This is a genomic window from Mycobacterium sp. 1245805.9 (assembly GCF_001672915.1).
Lineage (GTDB): Bacteria > Actinomycetota > Actinomycetes > Mycobacteriales > Mycobacteriaceae > Mycobacterium.
In genome coordinates this window covers 18,661-45,235 of sequence record NZ_LZKR01000177.1, presented here as the reverse complement: position 1 = coordinate 45,235, position 26,575 = coordinate 18,661, and the positions used below count along the sequence as shown (strand labels likewise).

General features: G+C 69.8%; 25 protein-coding genes and 2 pseudogenes. 17 read left to right on the top strand and 10 right to left on the bottom strand.

The window, feature by feature from the left end:
* The 3 genes and pseudogenes from A9X00_RS24150 to A9X00_RS24140 all read left to right on the top strand — a co-directional run.
* A partial coding sequence (locus A9X00_RS24150) for an MmpS family transport accessory protein (RefSeq protein ID WP_082975476.1) occupies positions 1 to 381 on the top strand: 381 nt, incomplete at its 5' end.
* On the top strand, positions 381 to 1,016 hold the full coding sequence (locus A9X00_RS24145) for a DUF2561 family protein (protein WP_067159216.1): 636 nt from the start codon (positions 381 to 383) through the stop codon (positions 1,014 to 1,016). The genes A9X00_RS24150 and A9X00_RS24145, both read left to right, overlap by 1 nt.
* Before the next feature lie 125 nt (positions 1,017 to 1,141).
* A pseudogene (locus A9X00_RS24140) lies at positions 1,142 to 1,420 on the top strand (hypothetical protein); the annotation flags it as partial.
* Here A9X00_RS24140 and A9X00_RS24135 read toward each other — a convergent pair.
* From A9X00_RS24135 to A9X00_RS24120, 4 genes are read right to left on the bottom strand one after another with little or no spacing between them, the layout of a single operon-like run.
* Complete coding sequence (locus A9X00_RS24135) at positions 1,417 to 3,075, bottom strand: cytochrome bc complex cytochrome b subunit (RefSeq protein ID WP_067159211.1); 1,659 nt, start codon at positions 3,073 to 3,075, stop codon at positions 1,417 to 1,419. The pseudogene A9X00_RS24140 and the gene A9X00_RS24135 overlap by 4 nt on opposite strands.
* Positions 3,072 to 4,253 carry a ubiquinol-cytochrome c reductase iron-sulfur subunit gene (locus tag A9X00_RS24130; protein ID WP_067159209.1) on the bottom strand — a complete coding sequence of 394 codons (1,182 nt, stop codon included), beginning with the start codon at positions 4,251 to 4,253 and terminating at the stop codon, positions 3,072 to 3,074. Before A9X00_RS24130 ends, A9X00_RS24135 begins: the two co-directional genes overlap by 4 nt.
* Entirely contained in the window at positions 4,250 to 5,116 is an 867-nt protein-coding gene (locus tag A9X00_RS24125) for a cytochrome c (RefSeq protein WP_067159206.1), read from the bottom strand. Before A9X00_RS24125 ends, A9X00_RS24130 begins: the two co-directional genes overlap by 4 nt.
* 35 nt (positions 5,117 to 5,151) lie before the next feature.
* Positions 5,152 to 5,763, bottom strand: a complete 612-nt coding sequence (locus tag A9X00_RS24120) for a heme-copper oxidase subunit III (RefSeq protein WP_066913412.1) — start codon at positions 5,761 to 5,763, stop codon at positions 5,152 to 5,154.
* 137 nt (positions 5,764 to 5,900) lie between these two features.
* Between A9X00_RS24120 and trpD the strand changes: the two genes are divergently transcribed.
* A complete protein-coding gene (trpD, locus tag A9X00_RS32140; RefSeq protein ID WP_082975473.1) occupies positions 5,901 to 6,983 on the top strand; it encodes an anthranilate phosphoribosyltransferase in 1,083 nt (360 codons plus the stop codon).
* On the opposite strand, the pseudogene A9X00_RS24105 reads toward trpD, so the two are convergent.
* Positions 6,921 to 8,771, bottom strand: a pseudogene (locus tag A9X00_RS24105) (DEDD exonuclease domain-containing protein); the annotation flags it as partial. The gene trpD and the pseudogene A9X00_RS24105 sit on opposite strands and share 63 nt — an antisense overlap.
* Before the next feature lie 138 nt (positions 8,772 to 8,909).
* On the opposite strand from A9X00_RS24105, the gene A9X00_RS24100 reads away from it, so the two are divergent.
* The 4 genes from A9X00_RS24100 to pimB all read left to right on the top strand — a co-directional run bounded on the left by A9X00_RS24100 (position 8,910) and on the right by pimB (position 12,546).
* Entirely contained in the window at positions 8,910 to 9,149 is a 240-nt protein-coding gene (locus tag A9X00_RS24100; RefSeq protein ID WP_067159197.1) for a hypothetical protein, read from the top strand.
* A 204-nt stretch (positions 9,150 to 9,353) separates the two neighbouring features.
* On the top strand, positions 9,354 to 10,517 hold the full coding sequence (gene ripC / locus A9X00_RS24095) for a peptidoglycan hydrolase RipC (RefSeq protein WP_082975472.1): 1,164 nt from the start codon (positions 9,354 to 9,356) through the stop codon (positions 10,515 to 10,517).
* Between the two features lie 43 nt (positions 10,518 to 10,560).
* Positions 10,561 to 11,394, top strand: coding sequence for a hypothetical protein (locus A9X00_RS24090; protein ID WP_082975475.1), 834 nt, complete (start codon positions 10,561 to 10,563; stop codon positions 11,392 to 11,394).
* 9 nt (positions 11,395 to 11,403) lie between these two features.
* Positions 11,404 to 12,546: a GDP-mannose-dependent alpha-(1-6)-phosphatidylinositol monomannoside mannosyltransferase gene (gene pimB / locus A9X00_RS24085; RefSeq protein WP_067159194.1), complete on the top strand. Its 1,143-nt coding sequence runs from the start codon at positions 11,404 to 11,406 to the stop codon at positions 12,544 to 12,546.
* On the opposite strand, the gene A9X00_RS24080 is transcribed toward pimB, so the two are convergent.
* Positions 12,543 to 14,348: a long-chain fatty acid--CoA ligase gene (locus tag A9X00_RS24080; RefSeq protein WP_067159225.1), complete on the bottom strand. Its 1,806-nt coding sequence runs from the start codon at positions 14,346 to 14,348 to the stop codon at positions 12,543 to 12,545. The genes pimB and A9X00_RS24080 overlap by 4 nt on opposite strands.
* A 180-nt stretch (positions 14,349 to 14,528) precedes the next feature.
* Between A9X00_RS24080 and A9X00_RS24075 the strand changes: the two genes are divergently transcribed.
* The 5 genes from A9X00_RS24075 (at position 14,529) to A9X00_RS24055 (ending at position 17,923) form a co-directional block, all read left to right on the top strand.
* Positions 14,529 to 14,918, top strand: coding sequence for a polyketide cyclase / dehydrase and lipid transport (locus A9X00_RS24075; RefSeq protein WP_156772265.1), 390 nt, complete (start codon positions 14,529 to 14,531; stop codon positions 14,916 to 14,918).
* A gap of 103 nt (positions 14,919 to 15,021) precedes the next feature.
* Positions 15,022 to 15,459 (top strand): SRPBCC family protein, encoded by a 438-nt coding sequence (locus A9X00_RS24070; RefSeq protein WP_067159188.1) that lies wholly within the window; start codon positions 15,022 to 15,024, stop codon positions 15,457 to 15,459.
* Positions 15,452 to 16,711 carry an ArsA family ATPase gene (locus A9X00_RS24065; protein ID WP_197515251.1) on the top strand — a complete coding sequence of 420 codons (1,260 nt, stop codon included), beginning with the start codon at positions 15,452 to 15,454 and terminating at the stop codon, positions 16,709 to 16,711. Before A9X00_RS24070 ends, A9X00_RS24065 begins: the two co-directional genes overlap by 8 nt.
* Positions 16,708 to 17,109 carry a hypothetical protein gene (locus A9X00_RS24060; RefSeq protein WP_067159184.1) on the top strand — a complete coding sequence of 134 codons (402 nt, stop codon included), beginning with the start codon at positions 16,708 to 16,710 and terminating at the stop codon, positions 17,107 to 17,109. Before A9X00_RS24065 ends, A9X00_RS24060 begins: the two co-directional genes overlap by 4 nt.
* A gap of 85 nt (positions 17,110 to 17,194) precedes the next feature.
* On the top strand, positions 17,195 to 17,923 hold the full coding sequence (locus A9X00_RS24055; RefSeq protein WP_067159181.1) for a 1-acyl-sn-glycerol-3-phosphate acyltransferase: 729 nt from the start codon (positions 17,195 to 17,197) through the stop codon (positions 17,921 to 17,923).
* Here the strand turns inward: A9X00_RS24055 and A9X00_RS24050 are convergent, their stop codons facing one another.
* Positions 17,924 to 19,219, bottom strand: a complete 1,296-nt coding sequence (locus A9X00_RS24050; RefSeq protein ID WP_067159178.1) for a glycosyltransferase 87 family protein — start codon at positions 19,217 to 19,219, stop codon at positions 17,924 to 17,926.
* A gap of 89 nt (positions 19,220 to 19,308) precedes the next feature.
* Here A9X00_RS24050 and A9X00_RS24045 point away from each other — a divergent pair, with 89 nt between their 5' ends.
* The 3 genes from A9X00_RS24045 to A9X00_RS24035 are packed head-to-tail and all read left to right on the top strand — an operon-like array spanning position 19,309 to position 22,149.
* Positions 19,309 to 20,193, top strand: coding sequence for a hypothetical protein (locus A9X00_RS24045; protein ID WP_067159175.1), 885 nt, complete (start codon positions 19,309 to 19,311; stop codon positions 20,191 to 20,193).
* A 20-nt stretch (positions 20,194 to 20,213) separates the two neighbouring features.
* The gene (locus A9X00_RS24040) at positions 20,214 to 20,726 is read left to right on the top strand and encodes a polyadenylate-specific 3'-exoribonuclease AS (protein ID WP_067159172.1); all 513 of its coding nucleotides are present in this window, start codon (positions 20,214 to 20,216) and stop codon (positions 20,724 to 20,726) included.
* Between the two features lie 34 nt (positions 20,727 to 20,760).
* A complete protein-coding gene (locus A9X00_RS24035; protein ID WP_067159169.1) occupies positions 20,761 to 22,149 on the top strand; it encodes a class II 3-deoxy-7-phosphoheptulonate synthase in 1,389 nt (462 codons plus the stop codon).
* Positions 22,150 to 22,234: 85 nt separating this feature from the next.
* Here A9X00_RS24035 and A9X00_RS24030 read toward each other — a convergent pair whose 3' ends face one another.
* Positions 22,235 to 23,434: a protein kinase gene (locus tag A9X00_RS24030; RefSeq protein WP_067159166.1), complete on the bottom strand. Its 1,200-nt coding sequence runs from the start codon at positions 23,432 to 23,434 to the stop codon at positions 22,235 to 22,237.
* 68 nt (positions 23,435 to 23,502) lie between these two features.
* Between A9X00_RS24030 and A9X00_RS24025 the strand changes: the two genes are divergently transcribed.
* A complete protein-coding gene (locus A9X00_RS24025) occupies positions 23,503 to 23,907 on the top strand; it encodes an Rv2175c family DNA-binding protein (protein ID WP_067159163.1) in 405 nt (134 codons plus the stop codon).
* On the opposite strand, the gene A9X00_RS24020 is transcribed toward A9X00_RS24025, so the two are convergent.
* The gene (locus A9X00_RS24020; RefSeq protein WP_067159160.1) at positions 23,894 to 25,405 is read right to left on the bottom strand and encodes an alpha-(1->6)-mannopyranosyltransferase A; all 1,512 of its coding nucleotides are present in this window, start codon (positions 25,403 to 25,405) and stop codon (positions 23,894 to 23,896) included. The two genes, A9X00_RS24025 and A9X00_RS24020, sit on opposite strands and share 14 nt — an antisense overlap.
* Before the next feature lie 4 nt (positions 25,406 to 25,409).
* Positions 25,410 to 26,459: a bifunctional (2E,6E)-farnesyl/geranyl diphosphate synthase gene (gene idsA2 / locus A9X00_RS24015; RefSeq protein ID WP_067159157.1), complete on the bottom strand. Its 1,050-nt coding sequence runs from the start codon at positions 26,457 to 26,459 to the stop codon at positions 25,410 to 25,412.
* Between the last annotated feature and the right edge of the window lie 116 nt (positions 26,460 to 26,575).

The window sequence follows — 26,575 nt, the reverse complement described above, 5'->3', positions numbered from 1 at the left end:
CCATCAGGTACGTCGCCGCCGCCACCGGCGACGAGCGCACCGGCGCCCCCGCCGGCGACCACCACGTCGGCAGCGGCCCCACCGCCGCCGGCGACCACGACCCCGACCGGTCCGCGGCAGGTGACCTATTCAGTGACCGGCACCAAGGCGCCCGGCGACATCATTTCGGTGACCTACGTCGATGCGTCGGGCCGGTCGCGCACCCAGCACAACGTGTACATCCCGTGGTCGATGACCGTGACACCGATCTCGACGTCTGACGTCGGATCGGTCCAGGCGTCCAGCCTTTTCCGGGTCAGCCGGCTCAATTGCTCGATCACCACCAGCGACGGAACGGTGTTGTCGTCCAACAACAACGACTCACCGCAGACGAGCTGCTGATGGTCAGCAGGTATTCCGCCTATCGGCGGGGTTCGGACACCATTCCGCCGGATGTCATCGATCGCATACTGATGGGCGCGTGCGCCGCCGTCTGGTTGGTATTGCTGGGCGTGAGCGTGGCCGCGGCCGTCGCGCTGGTGGATCTGGGCCGGGGTTATCACAAGACGGTCGGGGGATCGCACACCTCGTGGGTGCTGTACGCCGTCATCATCGTCTCCGCGCTGATCATCGCCGGGGCGATCCCGGTGCTGGTGCGCGCCCGTCGCATGGGTCTGATCGAGCCGGCGGCCCGGGCGCCCGCGCGCCCGCCGAGCCGCCCCCCGGTGCGCCTGATGGCGCCCGCGCCGCGCACCGCGGCCGAACGGGCCCGCCAGCCGCGGATGCAGGCGGCGGAGCCGGCCGCCGAGTGGTCGGGCGCCGCGGTGGACCGGATCTGGTTGCGCGGCACCGTCCTTCTGGCGGGAACGATGGGCACCGCGCTGATCGCCGCGGCGACGGCGACGTACCTGATGGCCGTCGGGCACGACGGCGGGTCCTGGGTGGCCTACGTGCTGGCCGGGGCCATCACCGCCGGGATGCCGGTGATCGAGTGGCTGCACGTTCGCCAGCTGCGCCGTATCGCCGACGCGCGCTAGCGCCGTACTCGCGACACTTGAACAGCGCACAACACGCCGGGACGTGTCGCAGCCTGGAGCCCGGCCGGCGCGGTGCGACGTCTTTCGTTTGTGGACGAGGCATTCAGAGGCAGCGAGGCGCTGCGCAGATACCGGTGCACGAAAACTGGCAACTGGTGGCCGTGCTGGACATGGGTTGGGAGGAGTACCAGGTGGCGGCCGAGTACGACGGCGACCAACATCGCGCCGACCGTCGGCAATATGTCCGGGACCAGGCGAGGCTGCGCAAGCTTGCCGACCTCGGCCGGATCGTCGTCCGGGTGATCGCCGAGGACAGGCGCTCGCCCGTCGCGGGCACCGCGAAACTTAAACCGCCGCTACGGTTTTCGTGTCGTGTGCGTGGTTTAAGTGTCGCGGAACGCTAGTGCTCGCTGTGCTCGCCGTTGGGCGAGCCGTTGAGGCTCTCCTGGTGCTCGCGCAGCGCGGTCAGCGAGCGGTGCTCGGCGGAGTGGGCCGCCTCGCGCAGCGCGGCGTCCTCAGACGCCGGATCGGCGAACAAGAAGCTGCCGCTGCCCGGCGTGCCCGCCGAGCCCAGCTTGTTCATTCGCTTGGGCAGCGCCGCGCCCTGGTATGCCAGCGGGATCGGGTGGCCGTGGTCGTCCACCGGTCCGAGCGGCTGATGCAGCTCGATGTAGGCACCGTGCGGCAGTCGCTTGATGATGCCCGTCTCGATGCCGTGCTCGAGCACGTCGCGGTCGCTGCGCTGCAGACCAATGCACCACCGGTAGGTGATGAAGTAGACGAACGGCGGCAGGATCACCATGCCGATGCGCCCGATCCACGTCGTCGCGTTCAGCGAGATGTGGAACTTGAACGCGATGATGTCGTTCATCGCGGCCAGGGTCAGCACCATGTAGAAGGCGATCGCCATGGCCCCGATCGAGGTGCGCACCGGAACGTCACGCGGACGCTGCAGCAAATTGTGGTGCGCGTAGTCGCCGGAGAACCGCTTCTCCAGGAACGGGTAGATGATCAGCAGGATGAACACCGCGCCCATGATCAGCGCGACCCACACCGGGGCGGGAATGGTGTGGTGCCAGAAGTAGAACTCCCATGGCGGCCAGATGCGGGCCAGGCCCTCCGTCCACATCATGTAGAAGTCGGGCTGGGAGCCCGCGGAAACCTGGGATGGCTTGTAGGGACCCAGGTTCCAGATCGGGTTGATCTGTAGCAGGCCGCCCATCAGGCCCAGCACGCCGACGATGGCCGCGAAGAACGCGCCGGACTTGACCGCGAAGATCGGCATCACCCGCACGCCGACGACGTTGTGCTCGGTGCGGCCGGGGCCGGGGAACTGGGTGTGCTTCTGGAACCACACCAGCGCCAGGTGAAGGCCGATGAGGGCCAGGATGATCCCGGGCAGCAGCAAAATGTGCAGCGCGTACAGGCGGGGGATCAGGATGGTGCCGGGGAAGTCGCCGCCGAACAGCGCCCAGTGCAGCCAGGTGCCGATCACCGGCATGCCCAGCGTGATCGACGACAGCGCGGCGCGCAGGCCGATGCCGGACAGCAGGTCGTCGGGCAGCGAGTAGCCGAAGTAGCCCTCGAACATGGACAGGATCAGCAGCAGTGAGCCGATCACCCAGTTCGCCTCGCGGGGACGGCGGAACGCTCCGGTGAAGAAGATGCGCGCCAGGTGCACCATGATCGCCCCGGAGAACATCAGCGCTGCCCAGTGGTGGATCTGGCGGACGAACAGGCCGCCGCGGACCTCGAACGAGATGTTCAGCGCCGATTCGTACGCGCGCGACATCTCGACGCCGCGCAGCGGTTGGTAGACGCCGTTGTAGGTGACGTCGACCATGGACGGGTCGAAGAACAGCGTCAGGTACACGCCGGTGATCAGCAGGACGATGAAGCTGTACAACGCGATCTCGCCCAGCAGGAACGACCAGTGGGTGGGGAAGACCTTGTTGAGCTGCCTGCGCACCGCCGCCGACGGGTGGTAGCGCGTGTCGATGTCCTCGCCTTGTTTGGCCAGGACGTCACCGATCTTCGGGGGACTCAGTTTGGGACTCATGTTGTCGTCCTCTCCCAGAATGCCGGACCGACGGGCTCGATGAAGTCACCGTTGGCGACCAGATACCCGTTGGAGTCAATGGTGATCGGCAGTTGCGCCAACGCCCGCGCGGCGGGGCCGAAGATCGGCTTGGCGAAATGCAGTGCGTCGAACTGCGACTGGTGACACGGGCACAGGATTCGGTAGGACTGCTCCTCGTACAGGGAGGCGGGGCAGCCCAGGTGCGAGCAGACCTTGGTGTAGGCGAAGAACTCGCCCCAGTTGAAGCTCTCCTGACCCTGACGCTTGACCATCCGCGGCATGTCGGTGGGCCGAATGCGGATGAGCATCACCGGGTTCCGGACGCCCATCTTGATCGCGGTCAGCTTCTCGTGGGACTCGGCGGTGGTGCCGTCGCCGTCGGACTCGCGCCACGGGAACACGGTCTCCATGCCGCCGGCGTCCATGTCCTCGGGGCGCATCTTGACGAACGGCGCTCCGGAATGCGAACCGGTGGCCCGCGCCAGGAAGATGGTTTCGCCGTGGTAGCGCGGGGTCCAGCCCGACGTCCACAGCTGGGCCTTCATGCCGTCGGCGGTGGGCACGACGGGCTTCCACGGGTTCTTGATCAGGCCGCCGGCAAACGCGACCAGGGTGCCCAGGCCGAACGCGCCCAGCCCCATGCCCAGCGACAGCCCGACGAGCTTGCGCCGGCCGATCGTCGAACCCTGGTAGGCGTCGCCCAAGTTCGCCACGACCGTCTTGCGGTCGATCTCGCGCGAGGCGCCGTCGTGGCGCTCCTGAATCGAGATCTCTTCCGGGATAAACCTTTTCTGGTAGAGCACGGCGCCGATCGCGATGCACAGGATCGACATCCCGAAGGTGAAGCCGTACAGCGGCGTGGCCAGCGAGTACAGGAAGTTGCCCGAGGCCTCCTTGGGCCGGTATTCCCACGGCCAGAACAGGAAGACCACCAGCAACGCCAGCCCGAATCCGCCGCCCAGCAAAAGCCAACGCGCCACCGAGCGCTCGGCGCGCTTTTCGGCCTTGGTGCCCTCGACGGGCCAGCGCGGCTCCTTGAACACGGTCTCGACGCCGTCGAGCTTGCCGCCCAGCGTCACCAGTTCCCGCTGCGACATCGCGGCGAGCGCCGCCTCGTCGGGCTCCCGGGCCACCGCGTCCTTATCGGTGTCGCTCATGATGCTCGCGCCCCAATCCACAGTGCCATTGCGATGGCGGCCACCATTCCGATGATCCAGAAGGCCATGCCCTCGGGTGCGGGTCCGAATCCGCCGAGGCCGTAGCCACCCGGCTGCCGTTCCTCGCTGACCGCTTTGACGTAGCCGATGATGTCCTTCTTGGCGTCGAAGGACAGCTGGCGGTCGGAGAACTTCGGCATGTTCTGCGGGCCGGTCAGCATCGCGGTCAGGATCTGCTGCTCGTTGGCGGGACCCAGGTCGGGCGCGTACTTACCGGACGACAGCGCCCCGCCCTTGCCGGTGAAGTTGTGGCACGACGAGCAGTTCAGCCGGAACAGGTCGCCGCCGCGGCCCAGGTCGTCGCCGCGCAGCGAGTGCATCGCCAGGCTGCCGTCGGGGTTGCGCGCGACGGTGGGTCCGCCGCCGTTGGCCTGCACGTACGCGCCGATCGCGTCGATCTGCGCCTCGTCGAAGATCGGTTCCTTGCGCGGCGCCTGCGCCTCGCCGCGCATCGCGGGCATCCGGCCGGTGGACACCTGGAAATAGACGGCCGCCTCGCCGACGCCGATCAGGCTCGGCCCGTGGTCGACGACGCCCTGCAGGTTGGCGCCGTGGCAGGACACGCAGGACGTGTCGAACAGCTGCTTGCCGTTGCGCAGCAGCGCCGACGCCGACTCGTCGGCGACGGCCACCTGCGGGGTGGGGGTCAGCACGGCCGCCAGGCCGCCGGCGATGGTCAACGCGATCAGCAGCAGCAGGCCCCCCGACAGCCGGCGCCGTAGGCGCCGTCGCGAGCGATCACGCTGCCCTTTTCGCGGCTGATCCCGCCGCGCACCGTTTCGGGTAGACCCCAGTTTCTTCAACCGAGCACTCCTGTCCGTCTAGGTCTAGCGCCGGCTCATCGAATGAAATAGATCACGGTGAACAGCGCGATCCACACGATGTCGACGAAATGCCAGTAGTACGAGACGACGATGCTGGCCGTCGCCTGAGCGGGCGTGAACTTGCTCATCGCGGTGCGGGCCAGCAGGAAGATGAAGGCGATCAAGCCGCCGGTCACGTGGAGGCCGTGGAAGCCGGTGGCCAGGTAGAAGACGGTGCCGTAGGCGCTGCCGGGGATGGTCGTCCCGTGCGACATCAGGTGGTAGTACTCGTAGCCCTGGCCGAGGACGAAGAACAGGCCCATCAGGAACGTGATCACATACCAGCGGCGCAGGCCGAAGACGTCACCGCGCTCCGCCGCGAACACGCCCATCTGACACGTGAACGACGACGCGATCAGCACGAGCGTCACCGGCACGGCCTGGTAGAGGTTCAATTCGGTGGGCGGCGGCGGCCACTTCCCGCCGGCCTGCGCCCGCGCCGTGAAATACATCGCGAACAGGCCAGCAAAGAACATCAGTTCGCTGGAAAGCCAAACTATGGTGCCGACGGCCACCATGTTGGGCCGATTCAGCGAATGCACTCGCGACGTGATCGCAGTACCCGAGGTCCCCACAGCGCTGGTCACATCCGCAAGTATGACGCTTTGTAGTTGTCGAACTCTACCCGGGTCGGAAATTTCGCGAATCGGCGTTTCCGGCGCCGCTACCGGCCCGCATGGAGCAACGGTTGGGAGCCGGGTGATCCTCGTGGGACCATCGGCGCGTGCCCGCGTCGTCCGAAGCCACCCAGACCCCCGGGGGAACCCGGTCGTGGTCCCGGGTCCTCGGACACCTGACGGGCGGGCAGGACCTGGCGCGGGGGCAGGCCGGCTGGGCCATGGACCAGATCATGTCGGGCGACGCGAGCCCCGCCCAGATCGCCGCGTTCGCGGTGGCGATGACGATGAAGGTCCCCACCGCCGCCGAGGTGGGCGAGCTGGCCGACGCCATGCTCAGCCACGCCCGCTCGTTGCCCGCCGCGGGGATCCCCGACGACGCGGTCGACATCGTGGGCACCGGAGGCGACGGCGTCAACACCGTCAACCTGTCCACGATGGCGTCGATCGTGGTGGCGGCCGCCGGGGTGCCGGTGGTCAAGCACGGCAACCGGGCGGCGTCGTCGCTGTCGGGGGGCGCCGACACCCTGGAGGCGCTCGGGGTGCGCATCGACGCAGACCCCGAGGAGGTCGCGCGCAGCGTCGCCGAGATCGGGATCGGGTTCTGCTTCGCGCCGTTGTTTCACCCGTCCTACCGGCACACCTCCGTCGTGCGCCGCGAGATCGGGGTGCCGACGGTGTTCAATCTCCTTGGGCCCCTTACCAATCCGGCCAGGCCGCGGGCGGGTTTGATCGGCTGCGCGTTCGCCGACCTCGCCGAGGTGATGGCCGGGGTGTTCGCGTCGCGCCGGTCCAGCGTGCTGGTGGTGCACGGCGACGACGGCCTCGACGAGCTGACCACCACCACGACGAGCACGATCTGGCGGGTGCAGGCCGGCACGGTGGACCGGTTGACGTTCGACCCGGCCGGCTTCGGGTTCGCCCGCGCCGAGCTGCAGGAGCTGGTGGGCGGCGACGCCCAGGCCAACGCCGCCGAGGCGCGCGCGGTGCTGGGCGGGGCCAAGGGCGCGATCCGCGACGCCGTCGTGCTCAACGCCGCCGGAGCGATCGTCGCGCACGCCGGCCTATCCAGCCGCGCCGAATGGTTGCCGGCGTGGGAGGACGGGCTGCGGCGCGCCTGCGCGGCCATCGATTCCGGGGCGGCCGAACAGCTGCTCGCGCGATGGGTGCGGTTCGGCCAGCAGCTCTGAGCCGCGCCGGGCCTGTGCCGGATCCTGTTGCGAGGCCACCCGCGCCGAGCGGGCCAGCGCCGCCCACGCCGACCAGGCGCCGGCCGACCGCACCGGCGACGCCCATCCGTCGTCGGTGGCGCCCGAGACCCGCACGATGCGCACCCCGGGCGCGGCCAGCCAGCGCGCGATGAGCGCCGTCTCCTCCACCAGCGCCCCGCCGAGCGGGGCCGCCGCGCGCAGGATCGCCTGTGCCCCAGCGTGAATGGCGTCTATCACCGGCATCGGCGGCACCCCGCGCCTGGCCGTGCCGGCCGCCGCGAGCTGGCCGTAGCGGACGACGGCCAGGTGGTAGCCGCCCTGACCGTCGGGCGCGGCGGCGATCAGCTCGGGCAGCGCGGCCAGCGCACGCAGCCGCGGGCCGCGCCACAGCGTCTCGATGGCGGCGGCGGTGCGGTCGCGCAGCCGCGCCGCGCTTTCGAAGTGCCGTTGCTCGGCAAGCGCTTCGACCTGGCGCACGGCGGCGGCCAGGGCGCCGTCGTCGAGTCCGTCGATCAGCGCCGCCACCCGCGCCACCGCCGCGGCGTACTGGGTCGCCGTGACGCCGCGCTGCGCCGGGCAGGGCGACACCTCGGCCTCCGGGCAGGCCGGCCCGTGCAGGGCCGAGCGGGCCAGCCGCGCGGTGCAGGTCCGGGCGCCGGTGAAGCGCGCCAGCACGGCCGCGGTGTCGGCGGCGTCGGCGCGGGACCGAAACGGGCCGACGGCGCGGTCGTGGCGCGGTGCCCGCACCGCCGCCAGCCGCGGGAACGCCTCGTCGGTGAGCGTCAGCCACCACCATCGCTGCGGGAACCTGGATCGCCGGTTGTAGGGCGGGGCGTGGGCGGCCAGCATCCGCAGCTCTCGGACGCCGGCCTCCAGCGCGTGCGCGCATTCGACGTGGTCGACGGCGCCGGCCAGCGTGACCATCTCCTTCATCCGGCCGCGCGGATCGGCGCCGGTGAAGTACTGGCCGACCCGCCGCCGCAGGTCGACGGCGGTCCCGACGTAGAGCACCTCGCCCGCCGGTCCGCGGAACAGGTAGACCCCGGGCCGGTGCGGCAGCCCCTCGGCCAGCACCTTCTTGCGGCGCTGGGCCGGTGTCACGTCGGGCAGGTAGGAACGCAGGTCTGCGTAGGTGTGCACGCCCTGGTTGCCGACTCGCTCGATGAGGGCGTGCAACACCTCGACGGTGGCGCGGGCGTCGTCGAGGGCGCGGTGCGTCGGCTGGGCGGCCGCGAACAGTCGCGCCAGCGCGGCCAGCCGCACGCTGGGGGCCTCCTCGCGGCTGAGCACCCGGCGGGCCAGCCGGACCGTGCACAGCACCGGCGGCCGGGGCCAGGCGATGTCGCATTGCCGCGCGGCGGCCCGCAGGAATCCGACGTCGAACCCGGCGTTGTGCGCGACCAGCACCGCGCCGCGGGCGAACTCGAGAAACATCGGCAGCACGGCGTCGATGGTCGGGGCGTCGCACACCATCGCCGTCGTGATGCCGGTGAGCTGAACGATCTGGGGCGGGATGCTGCGCTGCGGGTCGACGAGGGTGGCGAACTCGCCCAGCACGACGCCGCCGCGGACCTTGACCGCCCCGATCTCGGTGATGGCGTCGCACGGCGTGCCGTCGGCGCTTTTGGTGCGCCCGCCGGTGGTTTCCAAGTCGACGACGACGAAAGTCGTTTCGCGCAAGGGGAGTTCGTCGGCGGGGGAGGCGGCCGGGTCCCAGCGCGGGCCCAGGTCGGCGAAACTCAGCTGAGTCGCACCGCTCGCCCTCATGGCGGTGACGTTAGGCAACTCCACCGACAGCTGCGGGGTTCCCACGCCGGGCGGGATGCAGCCGGCAAAACATGTCGGTGGCCGCCGTTAGCGTGCGGGTATGAGCTTTGCGACGCCAGACCGAGAGGACGGCACCTGATGGCATACGGCAACAGCGCGGCGCACCCCGACGGGGCGGCGCCGGTGGTGATCGACTGCGACGACTGCGCGGTGCGCGGGCCCGGCTGCCGCGACTGCGTGGTCAGCGTCCTACTCGGGGTGCCGGAGACGTTGTTGCAGGACGAGCGGGAAGCACTCGAGGTGCTCGCGGAGGTCGGACTGGCGCCGCGGTTGCGCCTGGTGCCGATTCATCGCGGGCGCGGGTCTGGTGTAGCTTAATTGCCTTGTGCGCCAGAACCGCTGGACCGTCTTAGGGGATTGCCATCATTCACAAACGAATGACAGAAATCTTTCTGATTTCTTAACGGTCCCGCTTGGACAAACGCCGATATCGTTTCGTAACCTGTTTGAGACCTAAACTCGTCCGACGGCGCTTCGGCAGTGCCAAGCATCAGCCGTCCTAGGCCGTTTAAGGATGCAATTTTGAGCTTCGCTAGTAGGTACCCGCGTGCGCGTGTCATTACACGTTCTGCCCTCGGGACGTTAGCGGGCTTGACCGTCTTCGCGGGGACTTTTGCCGCGAATTCCTCCGCCGATCCGGCCGAGGACGCGCTGGCGAAACTCAACCAGCTGTCGCGTCAGGCCGAGCAGACCACCGAGGCGATGCACACCGCACAGCTCGACCTGAACCAAAAGCTGGCGGCCCAGCAGGCGGCGGAAAAGAAGCACGCCGATGACCAGGCCGCCGTGGACTCGGCGAAGGCCCGGCTGGCCGCCTTCCAGGGGGCCGTCAACAAGCTCGCCGCCGCGCAGTACATGGGCGGCCGCGTCGACGGCATGGAGGCCATGCTGACCGCGGCGTCGCCCCAGGGCCTGATCGACAAGCTGGCCGTGCAGCGGCTGATGGCGACCCAGATGCGGACGCAGATGGCGAACTACCGCATCGCCGGTGAGCAGGCCGCCAAGGCCGAGCAGGCATCCGCCAAGTCCGCGGCCGACGCGAAGAGCGCCGCCGAGCAGGCCGCCGCGGTACGGGCGAGCCTGCAGTCCAAGCAGAGCCAGCTGCAGGTGCAGATCGCCGTCGTCAAGTCGCAGTACGTGTCCCTGACGCCGGAGCAGCGCACCGCGCTCGCCGACCCAGGGCCCGTCCCAGCCGGTCTGCCGGCTCCGGGCGCGCCGGCGCCGGAAGCGGCGCCCCCCGGCGCGCCGCCCGGCGACGCTCCGCCCCTCAGCGCGATGATGCCCGGAATGCCCGGTCCTGGGGCGCCCGGAATGTTGCCCGGCGGCGGTGTGGGCGGAGGTGACCGCGCGACCGTCGTGCAGGCCGCGCTGACCCAGGTCGGCTCGCCCTACGTCTGGGGCGGCGCCGCACCCGGCGGGTTCGACTGCTCCGGTTTGGTGATGTGGGCGTTCCAGCAGGCCGGCATCTCGCTGCCGCACTCCAGCCAGGCGCAGGCCCAGGGCGGTCAGCCGGTGGCGCTGTCGGACCTGCAGCCCGGCGACGTGGTCACCTTCTATAACGACGCGTCACATAGCGGCCTCTATGTCGGTGACGGCATGGTGATCCATTCCTCCACCTACGGCCAGCCGGTGCGGGTGGTTCCGATGAATGCCGCAGGCCCAGTCCACGACGCCCGTCGCTACTGACCGTCCCGTCTGGCGTCGGCGGCTGCCGATCCTGCTGGCCTGGGTGTTTGCCCTCGAGCTGATTGTGGCCGCGGCCGTGCCCTTCGACGAGGCCGCCGACAGCAAGGCAAGACACGCGCAACTGATCACGCCCGCGCGCGGCCAGGCCGGCGCCGCGGCGAAATCGCTGGTGGTCGGCGATCGAACCGTCCGGCTGGTGGACCTGGGCGGCGCGGTCGGCGACCGCCTGCTGGCCCGGGTGGCGGCCAACATCGGGACCGCGATCAAGGCGGTCGAGGCCTTCTGGGGTGTCGACTGGCCGCGCGAGATCTCTGTGCTCGCCGCCGGCTCCGACGAACAGTTTCGCGCCGCGGCCGGCGGGGGACCGCCGTCACAGTGGGCCGACATCGCCGCCGTGACGGTCGCCGAGCGCGTCGACCCCGTGCGCCGGGAGGTGCTCGGCCAACGGATCGTGTTCGCGCCGGGCGCCGCCAACATGAATGAGGGCGCGCTGCGAATTGTCTTGACGCACGAGCTTTTTCACTATGCCGCTCGTCCGTACACCACATCGGACGCGGCGCAGTGGGTCACCGAGGGCGTGGCCGATTTCGTCGCCCGGCCGCAGACCCCGGTGCCGGCCGATGCGGTGCCGGTGCCGCTGACGCTGCCGACCGACGCCGATCTGGAAGCGCCCGGGCCGCAGCGCTCGCTGGCGTATGACCGCGCGTGGTGGTTCGCCCGGTTCGTCGTCGACACCTACGGGGCGCCCAAGCTGCGCGACCTGTACCTGGCCAGCTGCGGTGTTGGGCACACCGACGTGCCCACCGCCGTGCACGCGGTCCTCGACATCGACCCCGCCGGGCTGCTGGCGCGCTGGCACCAGTGGCTGGCCAGCTAGGGTACCCGGGTGAGCCGAGTCCTGCTGGTAACCAACGACTTTCCGCCGCGGCCGGGCGGCATCCAGTCCTACCTCGGTGAGTTCGTCGGCCGGCTGGCGGGCGCGGGCTCGCACTCCCTGCTGGTGTACGCGCCGCAATGGAAGGGCGCCGACGCCTTTGACGACGCGGCCGAGGTGGACGGATACCGGGTGGTGCGCCACCCGGGCACGCTCATGCTGCCGGGGCCGGGGGTGGACGGGCGGATGCGCCGGCTGATCGGCGAGCACGGCATCGACACCGTCTGGTTCGGTGCGGCCGCGCCGCTGGCGCTGCTGGCGCCGCGGGCCCGGCAGGCCGGGGCGACCCGGGTGCTGGCCAGCACGCACGGCCACGAGGTCGGCTGGTCGATGCTTCCGGTCGCGCGGTCGGTGCTGCGTCGCATCGGCGACGGCACCGACGTCGTCACCTTCGTGAGCCGCTACACCCGGTCGCGCTTCGCGTCGGCCTTCGGCCCCGAGGCGAGGCTGGAATACCTTCCGCCCGGCGTGGACACCGACCGGTTCCGGCCCGATCCGGCCGCGCGGGCCGAGCTGCGTGCCCGCTACGGGCTCGGGGAGCGGCCGACCGTGCTGTGCCTGTCGCGGCTGGTGCCGCGCAAGGGCCAGGACGCGCTGATCAAGGCGCTGCCGTCGATCCGGCGGCGGGTCGACGGGGCGGCGCTGGTAATCGTCGGCGGCGGCCCGTACCTGGACGCGCTGCGCAAGCTGGCCACCGACTGCGGCGTGGCCGAGCACGTGACGTTCACCGGCAGCGTGCCGGCCACCGAACTACCCGCCCACCACGCGCTGGCCGACGTCTTCGCGATGCCATGCCGCACCCGGGGCGCCGGCATGGACGTCGAGGGTCTGGGCATCGTCTTCCTTGAGGCCTCGGCGACCGGCGTGCCCGTCATCGCCGGCCTGTCGGGCGGGGCTCCGGAAGCCGTGCGGCACAACAAGACTGGGCTGGTGGTCGACGGCCGCTCGGTGGACGAGGTCGCCGAGGCCGTCGCCGAGTTGCTGGCCGATCCGCAGCGGGCCGCCGCGATGGGCGCGGCCGGCCGCGAGTGGGTGACGTCCCAGTGGCGCTGGGACACGCTGGCGACGCGGCTGGGCGACCTGCTGCGCGGTTAATCCTTCTCGTAGATCGATTCGATGTCGGAGGCGAACTTCTCGGCAACCACGTTGCGCTTGACCTTCATCGTCGGGGTCAGCTCGCCGGTGTCCTCGGTGAAGTCGACGGGCAGGATGCGGAACTTGCGGATCGACTCGGCGTGCGACACCGCCTGGTTGGCGTTTTTGACGGCGGCGTCGATCTCGGCGAACAGGTCGGGGTCGGTGGCCAGATCGCCAACGGACGCGTCGGCAGGCTTTTGATTGCGTTCCTTCCAGGGGCCGAACGCCTCGGGGTCGATGGTGATCAGCGCACCGACGAACGGCTTGGCGTCGCCCACCACCATGGCCTGGCTGATCAGCGGGTGCGCCCGCAGCTGGTCCTCGAGCACCGCGGGGGCGACGTTCTTGCCGCCGGCGGTCACGATGATCTCCTTCTTGCGGCCGGTGATCTTCAGGAAGCCGTCCTCGTCGAGCGCGCCCAGGTCGCCGGTCTTGAACCAGCCGTCGGTGAACGCGTCGCGGGTGGCCTGCTCGTTGTGCCAGTAGCCGCTGAACACCACGCCGCCGCGCACCAACAGCTCCCCGTCCTCGGCGATGCGCATGCTGTTGCCGGGCAACAACGTTCCGACGGTGCCGATCTTGACGTTGCCGACCTGGTTGACCGTGATGGCCGAGCTGGTCTCGGTCAGGCCGTAGCCCTCGTGGATGGTCAGGCCCACGCCGCGGTAGAAGTGGCCCAGCCGCGCGCCCAGCGGTGCACCACCGGAGACGGACGCGTGGCACTCGCCGCCCAGCGCCGCGCGCAGCTTGTGGTAGACGAGCCGGTCGAACAGCGCGTGCCGGGCCCGCAGCAGCAGGCCCGGTCGCCCGCCATCGGCGTGGGCCTGGCTCCAGTCGACCGCGGTTTGCACGGCCATCGCGAAGATGCGGCCGTTGCCGTCGTTCGCGGCGTTCTGCTCGGCGGTGTTGTAAACCTTCTCGAACACGCGCGGCACCGACACCACGACCGTCGGCTTGAACACCGCGAACATCGGCAGCAGGTTCTTGATGTCGCTGGTGAAGCCGACCGTCACCTTGTTCGCGCACGCGGACAAGGTCAGCGACCGGGCCAGCACGTGGGCCAGCGGCAGGAACACCAGCAGCCGCTGCCCCTCGTTCAGCAGGGTCGGCAGGCACTCCTTGGCGCCCCGGCTCTCGTAGAGCAGGTTGGAATGGGTGAGCTGGCAGCCCTTGGGCCGTCCGGTGGTGCCCGAGGTGTAGATCAGGGTCGCGGGGTCGTCGGCGCGCAGCGCGTCGAGGCGGGCGGTCAGCTCGGCCGGCTCGACGTCGGCGCCGGCCTCGGCCAGCTGCTCGAGCGCCTTGGGGCCCGAACCGTCGATGTGGAGCACCCGGCGCAGCTCGGGCAGCTCGGCGGTGAGCTCGGTGACCATGGCGGCGTGGGCGTCGGTCTCGGCGAAGGCCACCACGGCCGCCGAGTCCTGCAGCACCCAGCGCACCTGCTCGGCCGACGACGTCTCGTAGATCGGCACCGTGACCGCACCCACCGCCAGGATCGCGAGGTCCAGGATCGGCCACTCGTAGCGGGTGGCAGAAAAGATGGACACCCGGTCGCCGGCCTGCACGCCCAGGGAGATCAGGCCCAGCGCCGCGGCACGAACCTGCTTGGCCGCCTCGGCGCAGGTGACGTCGGTCCATTCCCCGTCGATCTGCCGTCGGAAGATGACGAAGTCCGGGTCGTCGCGCTCGTGCTCGAAGACCATGGCCGCGACGTTTTCGTGCTCGCCGACGGTAAAGCGGGCGGGGACGCTGTACTCACGCACTCTGGTGACCTCGATTGGCTCGTGATGTTGCCCGCCCATTGCGGGGCCGGCTTGCTGTGCCCAGCCTAATCCGCGAATTTGCGCAGCATGGCGGAGGTCGCCCGGGCCGCCGCGAGGCTTGCGGTGTCGCGCCGGGTCCCTACCCGCGGGCGATTCGGATCGGTGTGTGAAGCTATGGCGGTGAACAGCATTCAGATCGCCGACCAGACGTTCGTCGCCGCCGACGGCGCGCGGGTGGGCGCCGTGGTCGCCGACCCGTCGTCGTGGCGCCGGTGGTGGCCGGACCTGCGGCTGCAGGTCGTCGAGGACCGCGCCGAAAAGGGGATCCGGTGGACGGTCACCGGCGCGCTGACGGGCACCATGGAGATCTGGCTGGAGCCGTCGCTGGACGGGGTGGTGCTGCATTACTTCCTGCACGCCGAACCCAGCGGCGTGGCGGCCTGGCAGCTGGCAAAGTTGAATTTGGCGAAGATGACGCACCGCCGTCGGGTGGCGGGTAAGAAAATGGCCTTCGAGGTCAAAAGGACGGCGGAACGATCGCGTCCGGTCGGCGTTTCTCCGGTAGCTTAACCGGATCAAGGTTGCGCGGTAGGAGTACCGTTTCGCCCCGGAGGCCGGGGTAGTCCTTTACGTACGGGGCTTACTCGCTTGCGGGAGAGAGGGCATCAGCCAGGTGGCGGACAAGACGACGCAGACCATCCACATCGACGCCGATCCCGACACGGTCCTGGAGGTGATCGCCGACATCGATTCCTACCCGGAGTGGATCTCGGAATACAAGGAAGCCGAGGTGCAGGAGCGGGGCGCCGACGGCTACCCGAAGACTGTGCGCTTCGTGATGGACGCCGGCATCATCAAGGACACCATGGTCATGTCCTACCAGTGGCCCAAGGACCGCCAGTCGCTGAGCTGGACCCTGGTCTCCAGCTCGCTGCTGCGCTCGCTCGAGGGCTCATATCGCTTGGCGCCCAAGGGATCCGGCACCGACGTCACCTATGAGCTCTCCGTCGACCTCGCTCTGCCGATGATCGGCTTGCTCAAGCGAAAGGCCGAGCGGCGCCTGACCGACACCGCGTTGAAGGATCTAAAGAAACGAGTCGAGGCTGAGTGAGTCCAGCGCCACCCCGGCCCGGATCAGCCTGTTCGTTGGGAAGGGCGGGGTAGGAAAGTCCACCCTGGCAGCTGCCACCGCGGTCGCCGACGCGGGCACGGGACAGCGAGTGCTGGTGGTGTCGACCGACCAGGCGCACTCGCTGGGCGACGTGCTCGGTGTCCCCGTCCCGCCCAGCGGCCAGGGCGAGCTGGTGCGGGTCCTCGCCGATGACGCGGAGGCGGGCGGTGGCTTCCTCGACGCGCTGGCGCTGGACACCCTGGCATTGCTGGAGGCTCGCTGGCACGACGTGGTCAGCACGTTGGATGGCCGGTTTCCCGATTCCGAGTTGAGCACCATTGCGCCCGAAGAACTTTCGGCGTTGCCGGGCGTTCAGGAAGTGCTGGGCCTCTACGCGGTCGGGGAGCTCGCGGCCTCGGGGCGCTGGGATCGCATCGTCGTCGATTGCGCCTCGACCGCGGACGCGTTGCGCATGCTGACGTTGCCCGCCACCTTCGGGCTCTACGTGGAGCGCGCGTGGCCGCGGCATCGCCGGCTGTCCATCGCCGCCGACGACGCCCGCTCGGGTGCGATGGTGGAGCTGCTGGAGCGCATCAGCGCCAGCGTCGATCGCCTCAGCGAGTTGCTGACCGACGGCGACCTCGTCACCGCGCATCTGGTGCTCACCCCCGAGCGGGTGGTGGCGGCCGAGGCGGTGCGCACGCTGGGTTCGCTGGCGCTGATGGGGGTGCGGGTCGAGGAGCTGATCGTCAACCAGGTTCTGACCGAGGACGAGTCCTACGAGTACCGCAACCTGCCCGAGCACCCGGCGTTCTACTGGTACGCCGAGCGCATCGCCGAACAACGCGTCGTGCTCGACGAACTCGACGCCACCATCGGCGACGTCGCGCTGGTGCTGACCCCGCACCTGTCCGGCGAGCCGATCGGGCCAAAGGCGCTGGGCGCGCTGCTCGACAGCGCCCGGCGACGCGGCGGGGCGGCGCCGCCGGGTCCGCTGCGGCCCGTCGTGGACCTCGAATCCGGCTCGGGGCTTGGGTCCATATACCGTATGCGGCTAACGTTGCCCCAACTTGATCCCGGAGGACTTTCGTTGGGCCGAGTCGACGACGACCTGATCATCAGCGCTGGGGGGTTGCGGCGCCGGGTTCGGTTGGCGTCGGTGCTGCGGCGTTGCACAGTGCTCGACGCGCACCTGCGGGGCGGTGAGCTGACTGTTCGTTTTCGACCGGATCCGGAGGTGTGGCCTAAGTGAGTGGGGCACATGCCGACATCGGTCCGGAGCTGCGCAGGCTCGCCCAGGCGATCCTGGACGGGATCGACCCGGCGGTGCGAACGGCGGCGGCTTTGACGGCGGGCGGCGGGGTCGGGACCGGCAAGTGCCAGCAGGTGTGGTGCCCGGTGTGCGCGCTGGCCGCGTTGGCGACCGGTGAGCAGCACCCGTTGCTCACCGTGATCGCCAACCACAGCATCGCCCTGCTGGAGGTGATCCGCGGGATCGTCAACGACGTCAACGACATCGACCGTTCGCCGACACCGCCCGACGGGTCGCCCGGCGGCGGCGTCGGAGCGGAGCCCGACGGCGGCGCCTCCGCGGGAGACGGCGGCGTGAAGACCCGATACCAGCCCATCCCGGTCACCGTCGAGGAGTGACAGGCCCGGATAGAAGGTGGTCCCTTGCCCCGGGTATCGGTACAGTTGGCCAGAACACTGCGGGTGGCGGGCGAGAGGGAGGGCCATGTGGTATTGGCTATTCAAGTACATCCTGCTGGGCCCGTTGCTGTCCCTGCTTGGCCGGCCGAAAGTTGAAGGGCTGGAATACGTTCCGAGTTCCGGGCCGGCGATCCTGGCGAGTAATCACCTCGCCGTGATGGACAGCTTCTTCCTGCCGCTGGTGGTCCGGCGCCGGATCACCTTCCTGGCGAAGTCCGAATATTTCACGGGCACCGGCCTGAAGGGCTGGTTCAGCCGGTGGTTCTTCACCGCCGTCGGGCAGGTGCCGATCGACCGCACCGACGCCGACGCCGCCCAGGCCGCCCTCAACACCGCCGAGCAGGTGCTGAAGCAGGGCAAGCTGCTGGGCATGTATCCCGAGGGCACCCGCTCGCCCGACGGCCGGTTGTACAAGGGCAAGACCGGTCTGGCGCGGCTGGCGCTGCACACCGGTGTCCCGGTCATCCCCGTCGCGATGATCGGCACCAACGTGGTCAACCCGCCGGGCACCACGATGTTGCGCTTCGGTCGGGTCACCGTCCGGTTCGGCAAGCCGATGGACTTCTCCCGGTTCGAGGGCATGGCCGGCAACCGCTTCATCGAACGCGCCGTCACCGACGAGGTGATCTACGAGCTGATGCGCCTCTCCGGGCAGGAGTACGTCGACATCTACGCGGCCAGCTTGAAAGAACGCGGCAACGGCGCGGACCCTAGCGACGAGGCCGCGCGGATCCCCGAGACGGCCGCCGGCTAGCTAGCTCGCGGCCGAGACCGGCGTCAGCGGGCGTGCCGCCGAATCCCGTGACGTCACCCGCGCGGTGACGGTCAACCCGGCCGCGACGATGACCGCCAGGGCCCACCACACGTAGGACGCGCCGACGAGTTGGCGCCACCAGTTCGCGGTCGTCTCGTGGTGCTTGGGCAGCAGGTCGATCGGCGTCCATCTCATCAGCGCCACCCCGATGGCGCTGAGCGCGCCCAGCGCGATGTTGCGGCGCCGCCACGCCAGCACTGCGGTCACCAGCACCGTCGGCAGCGCCCATACCCAGTGGTGTGACCACGAGACCGGGGATACCACCAACCCGAACAGGGCGACGCAGATCACCGCCATGATGGGCTCGCCGGCCCGCAGCACCCGCCGCATCGCCCAGATCGTCGCCGCCAGCACCAGCAGGCACGCGGCCACCCACAGCGGGAACCGCTGGTGCTCGTCGAGCCCCAGCCGGGCCAGGGCGCCCGCGATGTTCTGGTCGGTGTTCAGCGCGGCCTCACCGATCCGGTCGGTGTGGTGGACGGTCCGGGTCCAGTACTCCCACGAATCGCTCCACGCCAGCGCGAAGCCCAGCAGGGTCATCGCCGCGAACGACGCCATGGCGGTCAGGGCCGCGCGATTGTCGCGGCGTAGCAGGAAGTAGAGCAGGAAGACCGCCGGGGTGAGTTTCAGCGCGATGCCCAGACCCAGCAGCACCCCGCGGGGCCATGGCGTGCGGCGCGGCACGCAGTCGGCGATCACCAGCGTCATCAGCACGACATTGATCTGGCCGAACGCGAAGTTGGAAACGACTGGCTCCAGCCAGGTCCCCGCGGCGGCCGTGATGAGCACCGCCAACCACACCCGGCGCAGCCACGCCGGGCCGCCGAGCACGGCCGAGGTGTTCCACACGTCGAGGCCGGTCAGCAGGATCGTGGTCGACACGATCAGCAGCACCAGCGTCAACACCGTGATCGCCACGCTGGCGGCCGGCATGTGCAGCCAGGAGAACGGGCAGAACACGATGGCGGCCAGCGGGGGATAGGTGAACGGCAGGTTCAGCCCGATGGGTGTGTGGAACTTCACGTCGCCGTGGTAGAGGGGATGGTTGTCCAGCCAGGCCTGGCCGCCCATCTGATAGACGTCGATGTCGATGCGGTACGGGGTATGCCCGAATAGCTCCGCTGCCACGTAATACATCGCCGCGGCGGCAACCAGCCAAGCCAGGCACCACAGCAATGCACGCCCGGCGCCACGTTCGCTCAGGAAAGCCACGCCGGGCGCCCGCCATCTACTCATGTCGAAAACAGCGTAATGGGTGCCGGCACCTCCGACGTGTCGCAGCGCGGCTCCCGCGTTGCCCGGAGCTGCGGGCGTACGTTTCTAGGGTGCTGCACTGGTTCGTGTTCGGGGTGGCCCACTGGTTCGCGCACGACATCATCGACCGCGGCCGGCTGCCGTTGCTGTGCTGCCTGGTCGCCTTCATCCTGACTTTTTTCGTCACGCGGACGTGCGTGCGGGTGATCCGCCATCGCGCCCTAACCGGTCGTCCGGTGCGATGGTGGCAACCGCGCAACGTCCACATCGGGGAAGTCCATATCCATCACGTGGCGTTCGGGGTGGTCCTGGTGATGCTCTCCGGTTTGACGTTGGTGACCCTGTCCGTCAGCGGGCAGGAACCCGAATTCACTTTGGCGGCAACACTTTTCGGGGTCGGCGCCGCGCTGGTCCTCGATGAGTACGCGTTGATCCTGCACCTGTCCGACGTCTACTGGGAAGAGGACGGCCGCACCTCGGTGGATGCGGTGTTCGCCGCGGTGGCGGTGGCCGGGCTGTTGATGATGGGGCTGCACCCGCTGATGTTCTTCCTTCCGTTCTGGCACGGCGCCGATGCGGTGGTGCTGCGCGCCGGGGTGGCCGGTGAGCTGGTGTTCACGCTGCCGCTGGCCGTGGTGGTGGTGCTGAAGGGCAAGGTGTGGACCGGTTTGCTGGGCATGTTCATCGTCGTGCTGCTGGTCATCGGCGCGATCCGGTTGTCGCGTCCGCACGCCCCGTGGGCCCGGTGGCGCTACACCACCCAGCCGGACAAGATGCGGCGCGCGCTGCAGCGGGAACGGCGGCTGCGCCGCCCGGTGGTGCGGGTCAAGCTGTGGGTGCAGTGCGCGATCGCCGGAACCCCGCGGCTGCCCGACGAGCGCCTGGTCGACGCCACCCTCGACCATGACGTGCACGCCGCACCGCCGCCGACGGGGCCCATCCTGATCAGCAGGTAGGCAGCTCATAGGCTTTCCAGGTGCGGTACTTCTACGACACCGAATTCATCGAGGACGGCCGCACCATCGAACTGATCTCGATCGGGGTGGTCGCCGAGGACGGCCGCGAGTACTACGCCGTGTCCACCGAATTCGACCCCGAGCGCGCCGGCAGCTGGGTGCGCGCCAACGTGCTGCCCAAGCTGCCGCCGCCGTCGTCGCAGTTGTGGCGCTCGCGCAAGCAGATCCGTGAGGACCTGGAGGAGTTCTTCGGCGTGGGCGGGGCCGAGCCGATCGAACTGTGGGCCTGGGTCGGGGCCTACGACCATGTGGCGTTGTGCCAGCTGTGGGGCGCGATGCCGGCGCTGCCCCCGGCGATACCCCGTTTCACCAGGGAAGTGCGCCAGCTGTGGGAGGAGCGGGGATCCCCCCGGATGCCGCCGCGGCCGCGGGACGCCCACGACGCCCTGGTCGATGCCCGCGATCAGCTCCGGCGATTCCGGCTGATCACCTCCGGCCGGGGCGAGGGGGACGTTCGCCCTGATCAGTCGTGATCAGGCACTGGTCGGACCCGGTTACCATGGACCGATGAACTGGACCGTCGACATACCGATCGAGCAGCTGCCGCCGCTGCCGCCGCTCTCGACCGAGCTGCGGGCGCGGCTGGACGCCGCGCTGGCCAAGCCGGCCGCCCAGCAGCCCAGCTGGGACGCCGACCAAGCCTCCGCGATGCGCACGGTCCTCGAGAGCGTGCCGCCGGTGACGGTGCCGTCCGAGATCGTGCGGCTGCAGGAGCAGTTGGCGCAGGTCGCTCGGGGCGAGGCCTTCCTGCTGCAGGGCGGTGACTGCGCGGAGACCTTCGTCGACAACACCGAGCCCCACATCCGCGGCAACATCCGCACCCTGCTGCAGATGGCCGTCGTGCTGACCTACGGCGCCAGCATGCCGGTGGTCAAGGTGGCCCGCATCGCGGGCCAGTACGCCAAGCCGCGGTCGGCCGACATCGACGCGCTGGGCCTGAGGTCCTACCGCGGCGACATGATCAACGGCTTCGCGCCCGACGCCGCCGCGCGCGAGCACGACCCGTCGCGGCTGGTGCGCGCCTACGCCAACGCCAGTGCCGCGATGAACCTGGTGCGGGCGCTGACGTCGTCGGGCCTGGCGTCGCTGCATCTGGTGCACGACTGGAACCGCGAATTCGTCCGGACCTCGCCGGCCGGCGCGCGGTACGAGGCGCTGGCCACCGAGATCGACCGCGGGTTGCGGTTCATGAGCGCCTGCGGGGTGGCCGACCGCAACCTGCAGACCGCCGAAATCTACGCCAGCCATGAGGCTTTGGTGCTCGACTACGAGCGGGCGATGCTGCGCCTGTCCGACGTCGAGGGCGGCGAGTCGCAGTTGTATGACCTGTCGGCGCACACCGTGTGGATCGGCGAGCGCACCCGCCAGCTCGACGGCGCGCACATCGCGTTCGCGGAGGTGATCGCCAACCCGATCGGCGTGAAGATCGGCCCGACGATGACCCCCGAGCTGGCCGTCGAATACGTCGAGCGCCTCGACCCGCACAACAAGCCGGGGCGGCTGACGCTGGTGAGCCGGCTGGGCAACAACAAGGTGCGCGACCTGCTGCCGCCGATCGTCGAGAAGGTGCAGGCCACCGGGCACCAGGTGATCTGGCAGTGCGACCCGATGCACGGCAACACGCACGAGTCGTCCAACGGCTACAAGACCCGTCACTTCGACCGCATCGTCGACGAGGTGCAGGGGTTCTTCGAGGTGCACCGCGCGCTGGGCACCCATCCCGGCGGCATCCACGTCGAGATCACCGGCGAGAACGTCACCGAGTGTCTGGGTGGGGCGCAAGACATTTCGGACACCGACCTGGCGGGGCGCTACGAGACCGCCTGCGACCCGCGGCTGAACACCCAGCAGTCGCTGGAGCTGGCCTTCCTCGTCGCCGAGATGCTGCGCGACTGAGTTCACCTTTTCTCGCGAGCGTGCGTGTTTGTACGCCGACACGCCGTGGGAGGCGTACAACTGCGCACGCTGGCCGGGGAGGAAACTACAGCAGTCCGTTGAGGTTGCTGCCGATCGTCCAGGCCACGGTGGCTACCAGCCCGGTGAGCGCGATCACGACGGCCACCCACACCAGCACCATCCGCCGCGCGTGCTGGCGGGCCCAGACGAACTCGCTCATCGCGATGCCCGCGAATTCGCCTGCGACGGGCTGGTATTCGTTCTCGCGGCCGTCGGCTTCGCGGGGGAGCTGTCGGGTGGGATTGCGGACCGGCGGCGCGGCCGGCTGGCGCGGTTGCGGTGCGGCGGCCGGGCGCTGGCTCATCCGGCTGTGGTGCAGCGCCGCCGATCTGTGTTGGGCGGAGTTGCGCGGCGCGGGCACCCGGAACTCCGGCAGCGCGAGTTCTTCGGCGATCGCCGCGAGGTCGGCGCCCATCTCGATCGCGTCGGCGTAGCGGTCGGCGGGATCACGCGCGGTCGCCCGCGCCACCAAGTCATCGAATTGCGTTGGCACGCCGGCGATCGCGGCGCTGGGCGCCGGCACATCGGTGTCCAGGCGCCGGTAGGCGATCGACAACGCCGAGTCGCCAGTGAACGGCGTGCGCCCGGTCAGCACTTCATAGGTGAGGATCCCGGCGGAGTAGACATCGCTGCGCGGGCCGGCGTTGCCGTCGCGCACCTGCTCGGGCGACAGGTAGGCGGCGGTGCCGAGAATGACGCTGGTGGAGGTGATTCCGGCGGCGGCGACGGCGCGGACCAGCCCGAAATCGGCGATCTTGACGTCGCCGTCGTCGGAGATCAGGACGTTCTCCGGCTTGACGTCGCGATGGACCAGGCCGGCCCGGTGCGCGGCGGCCAGCCCGCCCAGCACCGGCCGCAGCACCGCGGCCACGGCGTGCGGCGGCATCGGGCCGCGCTCGGCCAGCAACTCGCGCAGCGTTCCGCCCTCGATGAGCTCCATCACCAAAAACGGATGCCGGGCGTCCATGCCCTGGTCATAGACCGCGACCAGCCCCGGATTTTTCAGGCGGGCGACGGTGCGCGCCTCGAGCTGGAAGCGGGTCAGGAACTGGTCGTCGCCGGCATAGCGGGAGTCCATCACCTTCACCGCGACGGGGCGGTCGAGCCGGACGTCGAGGCCGCGGTACACCGTTGAGGTGCCGCCGCTGGCGATCCTGGATTCCACCCGGTAGCGGCCGTCCAGCAACGTGCCCTCCAAGGGGTCGCGGATCCCGGCTTCGCTCACCGGGCCATCGTAGGTGCGGGACGCGAAAACCTGGGTCCAAGGCGCTAAGCAGGGCCTACACTGGCGCCGTGAGCAGTATTCCGGCCGGCGACGACGTCCTGGATCCCGACGAGCCGACCTACGATCTGCCGGGGGTAGCCCAGGTGCTCGGCGTGCCGGTCAGCAAGGTGGCCCAGCAGCTGCGGGAAGGTCACCTGGTCGCGGTCAAGCGCGGCGGCGGCGTGGTGGTGCCGCAGGTGTTCTTCACCAAATCCGGTGAGGTGGTCAAGAGCCTGCCCGGGCTGCTGACGATCCTGCACGACGGTGGCTATCACGAGACGGAGATCGTGCGCTGGCTGTTCACCCCCGACCCGTCGCTGACGATCACGCGCGACGGCAGCCGCGACGCCATCAGAAACGCCCGGCCCGTCGACGCCCTGCATTGCCACCAGGCGCGGGAAGTGGTGCGGCGCGCGCAGGCTATGGCGTACTAGTCGCCGCCTCCGGAGCCCGGTACAGCGCGTACCAGGCGGCCAGCGCGCAGGCGGTGGCCAGCGAAAAGTGCAGCCACGAATACATGCCGTGCGACCCGTCGGGTTTGAAGATCACCATGACCCAGGTCGACAGGCCGCCGATGGCCGCGACGGCCCGTCGGGACTGCGTCAGCGGCGCCGCCACCGCCAGCGGCCAGGAGTAGTACCAGGGCAGGGCGGCCGGCACGAACAGCACCACGATCAGCATCGACCACGCGATTCCGGTCAGCGCGGCGCGGTCGTCGCGGCGGAACCGCCACCACAACAGCGGCAGTGACACCGCGATGATCGCGATGCCGATGAACCGGGTGATCCGGAGCGTGGCGTAGAAGTCGACCGCGAAGAAGCCGCTGCCCAGGGCGTGGATCAGGTTGGCGACCGCGGTCGGCACGGTCAGCCAGTTGATGATCTTCACCGACCCGGCCAACGCGGTCAGCCACCCCAGCCCGACGCCGGCCGCCGCCGACAGGATCGCGAACACGACCGCGAAGACCGCCACGGACGCCGCGGTGGCCGCCAGGAACGCCGGCAGCGCCCGGTATCCCCGCTTGTCGCGCAGGTGGCGCATCCACACCCACACCAGGAAGGGCAACGAGATTCCGGCGGTGGCTTTGACCGCGATCGCCGCGGTGATCAGCACGACGCCCAGGACGTGGCGGCCCTGGAAGGTGAGCGCGATGCCGGCGGTCATCAGGCCCACCATCAGCATCTCGTTGTGCACACCGCCCATCAGGTGGATGAGCACGAGCGGGTTGAGGACGCAGATCCACAGCGCCAGCGCGCCGTTAGTGCCCAGATGGTGGGCGAGCCGGGGGGCGGCCCAGATCAGCAGCGCCAATCCGGGCAGCATGCACAGGCGCAGCAGCATCGTCCCGGCGATCACGTGGTTGCCCACCACCATCGTGACCAGCTTGGCGATCAGGATGAACGCCGGCCCGTAGGGCGCCGTGGTGATCGTCCATATAGGACTCACGTTGTCCAGCAAGGGATTTGGATTGGCGACCGGGCCGACGGCGTAGGGGTCGAAGCCGTCGCGCAGCAGCGCGCCCTGCGCCAGGTAGGAGTACGTGTCGCGGCTGAAGACGGGCACCGACAACAGCAACGGCGCCAGCCAGAAGGCGGTGGTCGCCCGCATGGTGAACTCGGTTGCGGTCCCGCCCAGCGCGCGCCGGCCCAGCATCACCCACGCGATCAGCATGAGGCCCACGCCCGTCCACAACACGATCGAGGACAGCACCAGTCCGTGGCCGAAGCGCAGCCAGGACAGGTGCAGCGCCTCCAGCAGCGGGTCGTGCGGTTTGGTGCTGCCGGCGCCCAGCCCGCCCAGGGTGATCAGCACGGAGCCGAGGAAGCCCAGCTTCGCCGGTCGGGCCTCGGGGGTGGCGGCGAACGCGACGAGCCGCGAAAGGTGCTGAGCTACAGGGCGTTTGGCGGCCGGAGCCTGAGTGGGACTAGTCATCGGCTCAGGCGGACCGATTCGTGGCCATCCTGGCGAGCTCGGCCAGCCCCGCCTTGGCCGCCGCGTTGATAGGGGCCGCCGCGAGCGTGCCCAGCGCCCGTTCGGTCAACGCGGCGATGCGGTGCTCCGCCGCGGCCAACGCGCCCACCGATTCGATGACGTCGCGCAGTTCGGCAACCTGCGCATCAGTCAGCTGGGCACCGATCGAGCTGCGTAACCGGTTGGCCGCCAACGGGTCCGACTTGTCGGCCAGCTCGACCGCCTCGGCCAGCAGCACCGTTCGCTTGCCGGACCTCAGGTCGTCGCCGGACGGCTTGCCCGTCACGGCGGGGTCGCCGAACACGCCCAGCACGTCGTCGCGCAGCTGGAACGCGACGCCGAGGTCGGTCCCGAACTCTTTGAAGGCGGCCTGCACGTCGGGCCGGTCGGCGGCGGCGGCCACGCCCAGCTGCAGCGGCCGCGCCACCGTGTAGCAGGCGGTCTTGAAGGTGTCGACGTTCATCGCCGACGCGATCGACTCGGCGCCGCTGTTCTCGGCGACGATGTCGAGGTATTGCCCGCCGAGCACCTCGGTGCGGATGTCGGCCCACACGGGCTGGACGCGCCCGCGCGCATCGGGCGGGAGCGCGGCCCCGAAGACGATGTCGTCGGCCCACGCCAGCGCGAGGTCGCCGAGCAGGATGGCGGCCGACGTCCCGAACCGCTCGGGCGAGCCGCGCCAGCCCCGGTCGCGGTGCAGCGCGGCGAAGCGCACGTGCGCGGTCGGCTTGCCGCGGCGGGTGGAGGAGTCGTCGATCACGTCGTCGTGCACCAGCGCGCAGGCGTGCAGCAGTTCGAGCGCGGAAAACAGCAGCAACACTTCGGGTTCGGGCTCGCCGGTCGCCACCGACCGCCAGCCCCAGTAGGCGAACGCGGGCCGCAGCCGCTTGCCGCCGCCCAGCACGAAGTCCTCGAGGGCGCCGATCAGGACGTCGTAGTCGGCGCCGATATAAGCCGTCTGGGCGTGTCGGTCGTGCAGATATCGCCGGAGTTGCTCGGTGATTGCGCCGGTCAACTCGGCGGTTGCCGCTGCGTCTGAAGCTTTCAGGCTCAGCGCGGCGCCCCTTTCTGCTCGGCAGGTCCCTGGGCCGACAGTGTATGTCGCTTCGGATGCCCCAGTTGCTTCGACTG

What these genes read in the sequence shown, in the direction of transcription:
- A9X00_RS24145 (WP_067159216.1), top strand. Translation starts at nt 381, where the DNA reads ATGGTCAGCAGGTATTCCGCCTATCGGCGGGGTTCGGACACCATTCCG.
- A9X00_RS24135 (WP_067159211.1), bottom strand. Translation starts at nt 3,075, where the DNA reads ATGAGTCCCAAACTGAGTCCCCCGAAGATCGGTGACGTCCTGGCCAAA.
- A9X00_RS24130 (WP_067159209.1), bottom strand. Translation starts at nt 4,253, where the DNA reads ATGAGCGACACCGATAAGGACGCGGTGGCCCGGGAGCCCGACGAGGCG.
- A9X00_RS24100 (WP_067159197.1), top strand. Translation starts at nt 8,910, where the DNA reads ATGGCATACGGCAACAGCGCGGCGCACCCCGACGGGGCGGCGCCGGTG.
- A9X00_RS24055 (WP_067159181.1), top strand. Translation starts at nt 17,195, where the DNA reads ATGTGGTATTGGCTATTCAAGTACATCCTGCTGGGCCCGTTGCTGTCC.
- A9X00_RS24050 (WP_067159178.1), bottom strand. Translation starts at nt 19,219, where the DNA reads ATGAGTAGATGGCGGGCGCCCGGCGTGGCTTTCCTGAGCGAACGTGGC.
- A9X00_RS24035 (WP_067159169.1), top strand. Translation starts at nt 20,761, where the DNA reads ATGAACTGGACCGTCGACATACCGATCGAGCAGCTGCCGCCGCTGCCG.
- A9X00_RS24020 (WP_067159160.1), bottom strand. Translation starts at nt 25,405, where the DNA reads ATGACTAGTCCCACTCAGGCTCCGGCCGCCAAACGCCCTGTAGCTCAG.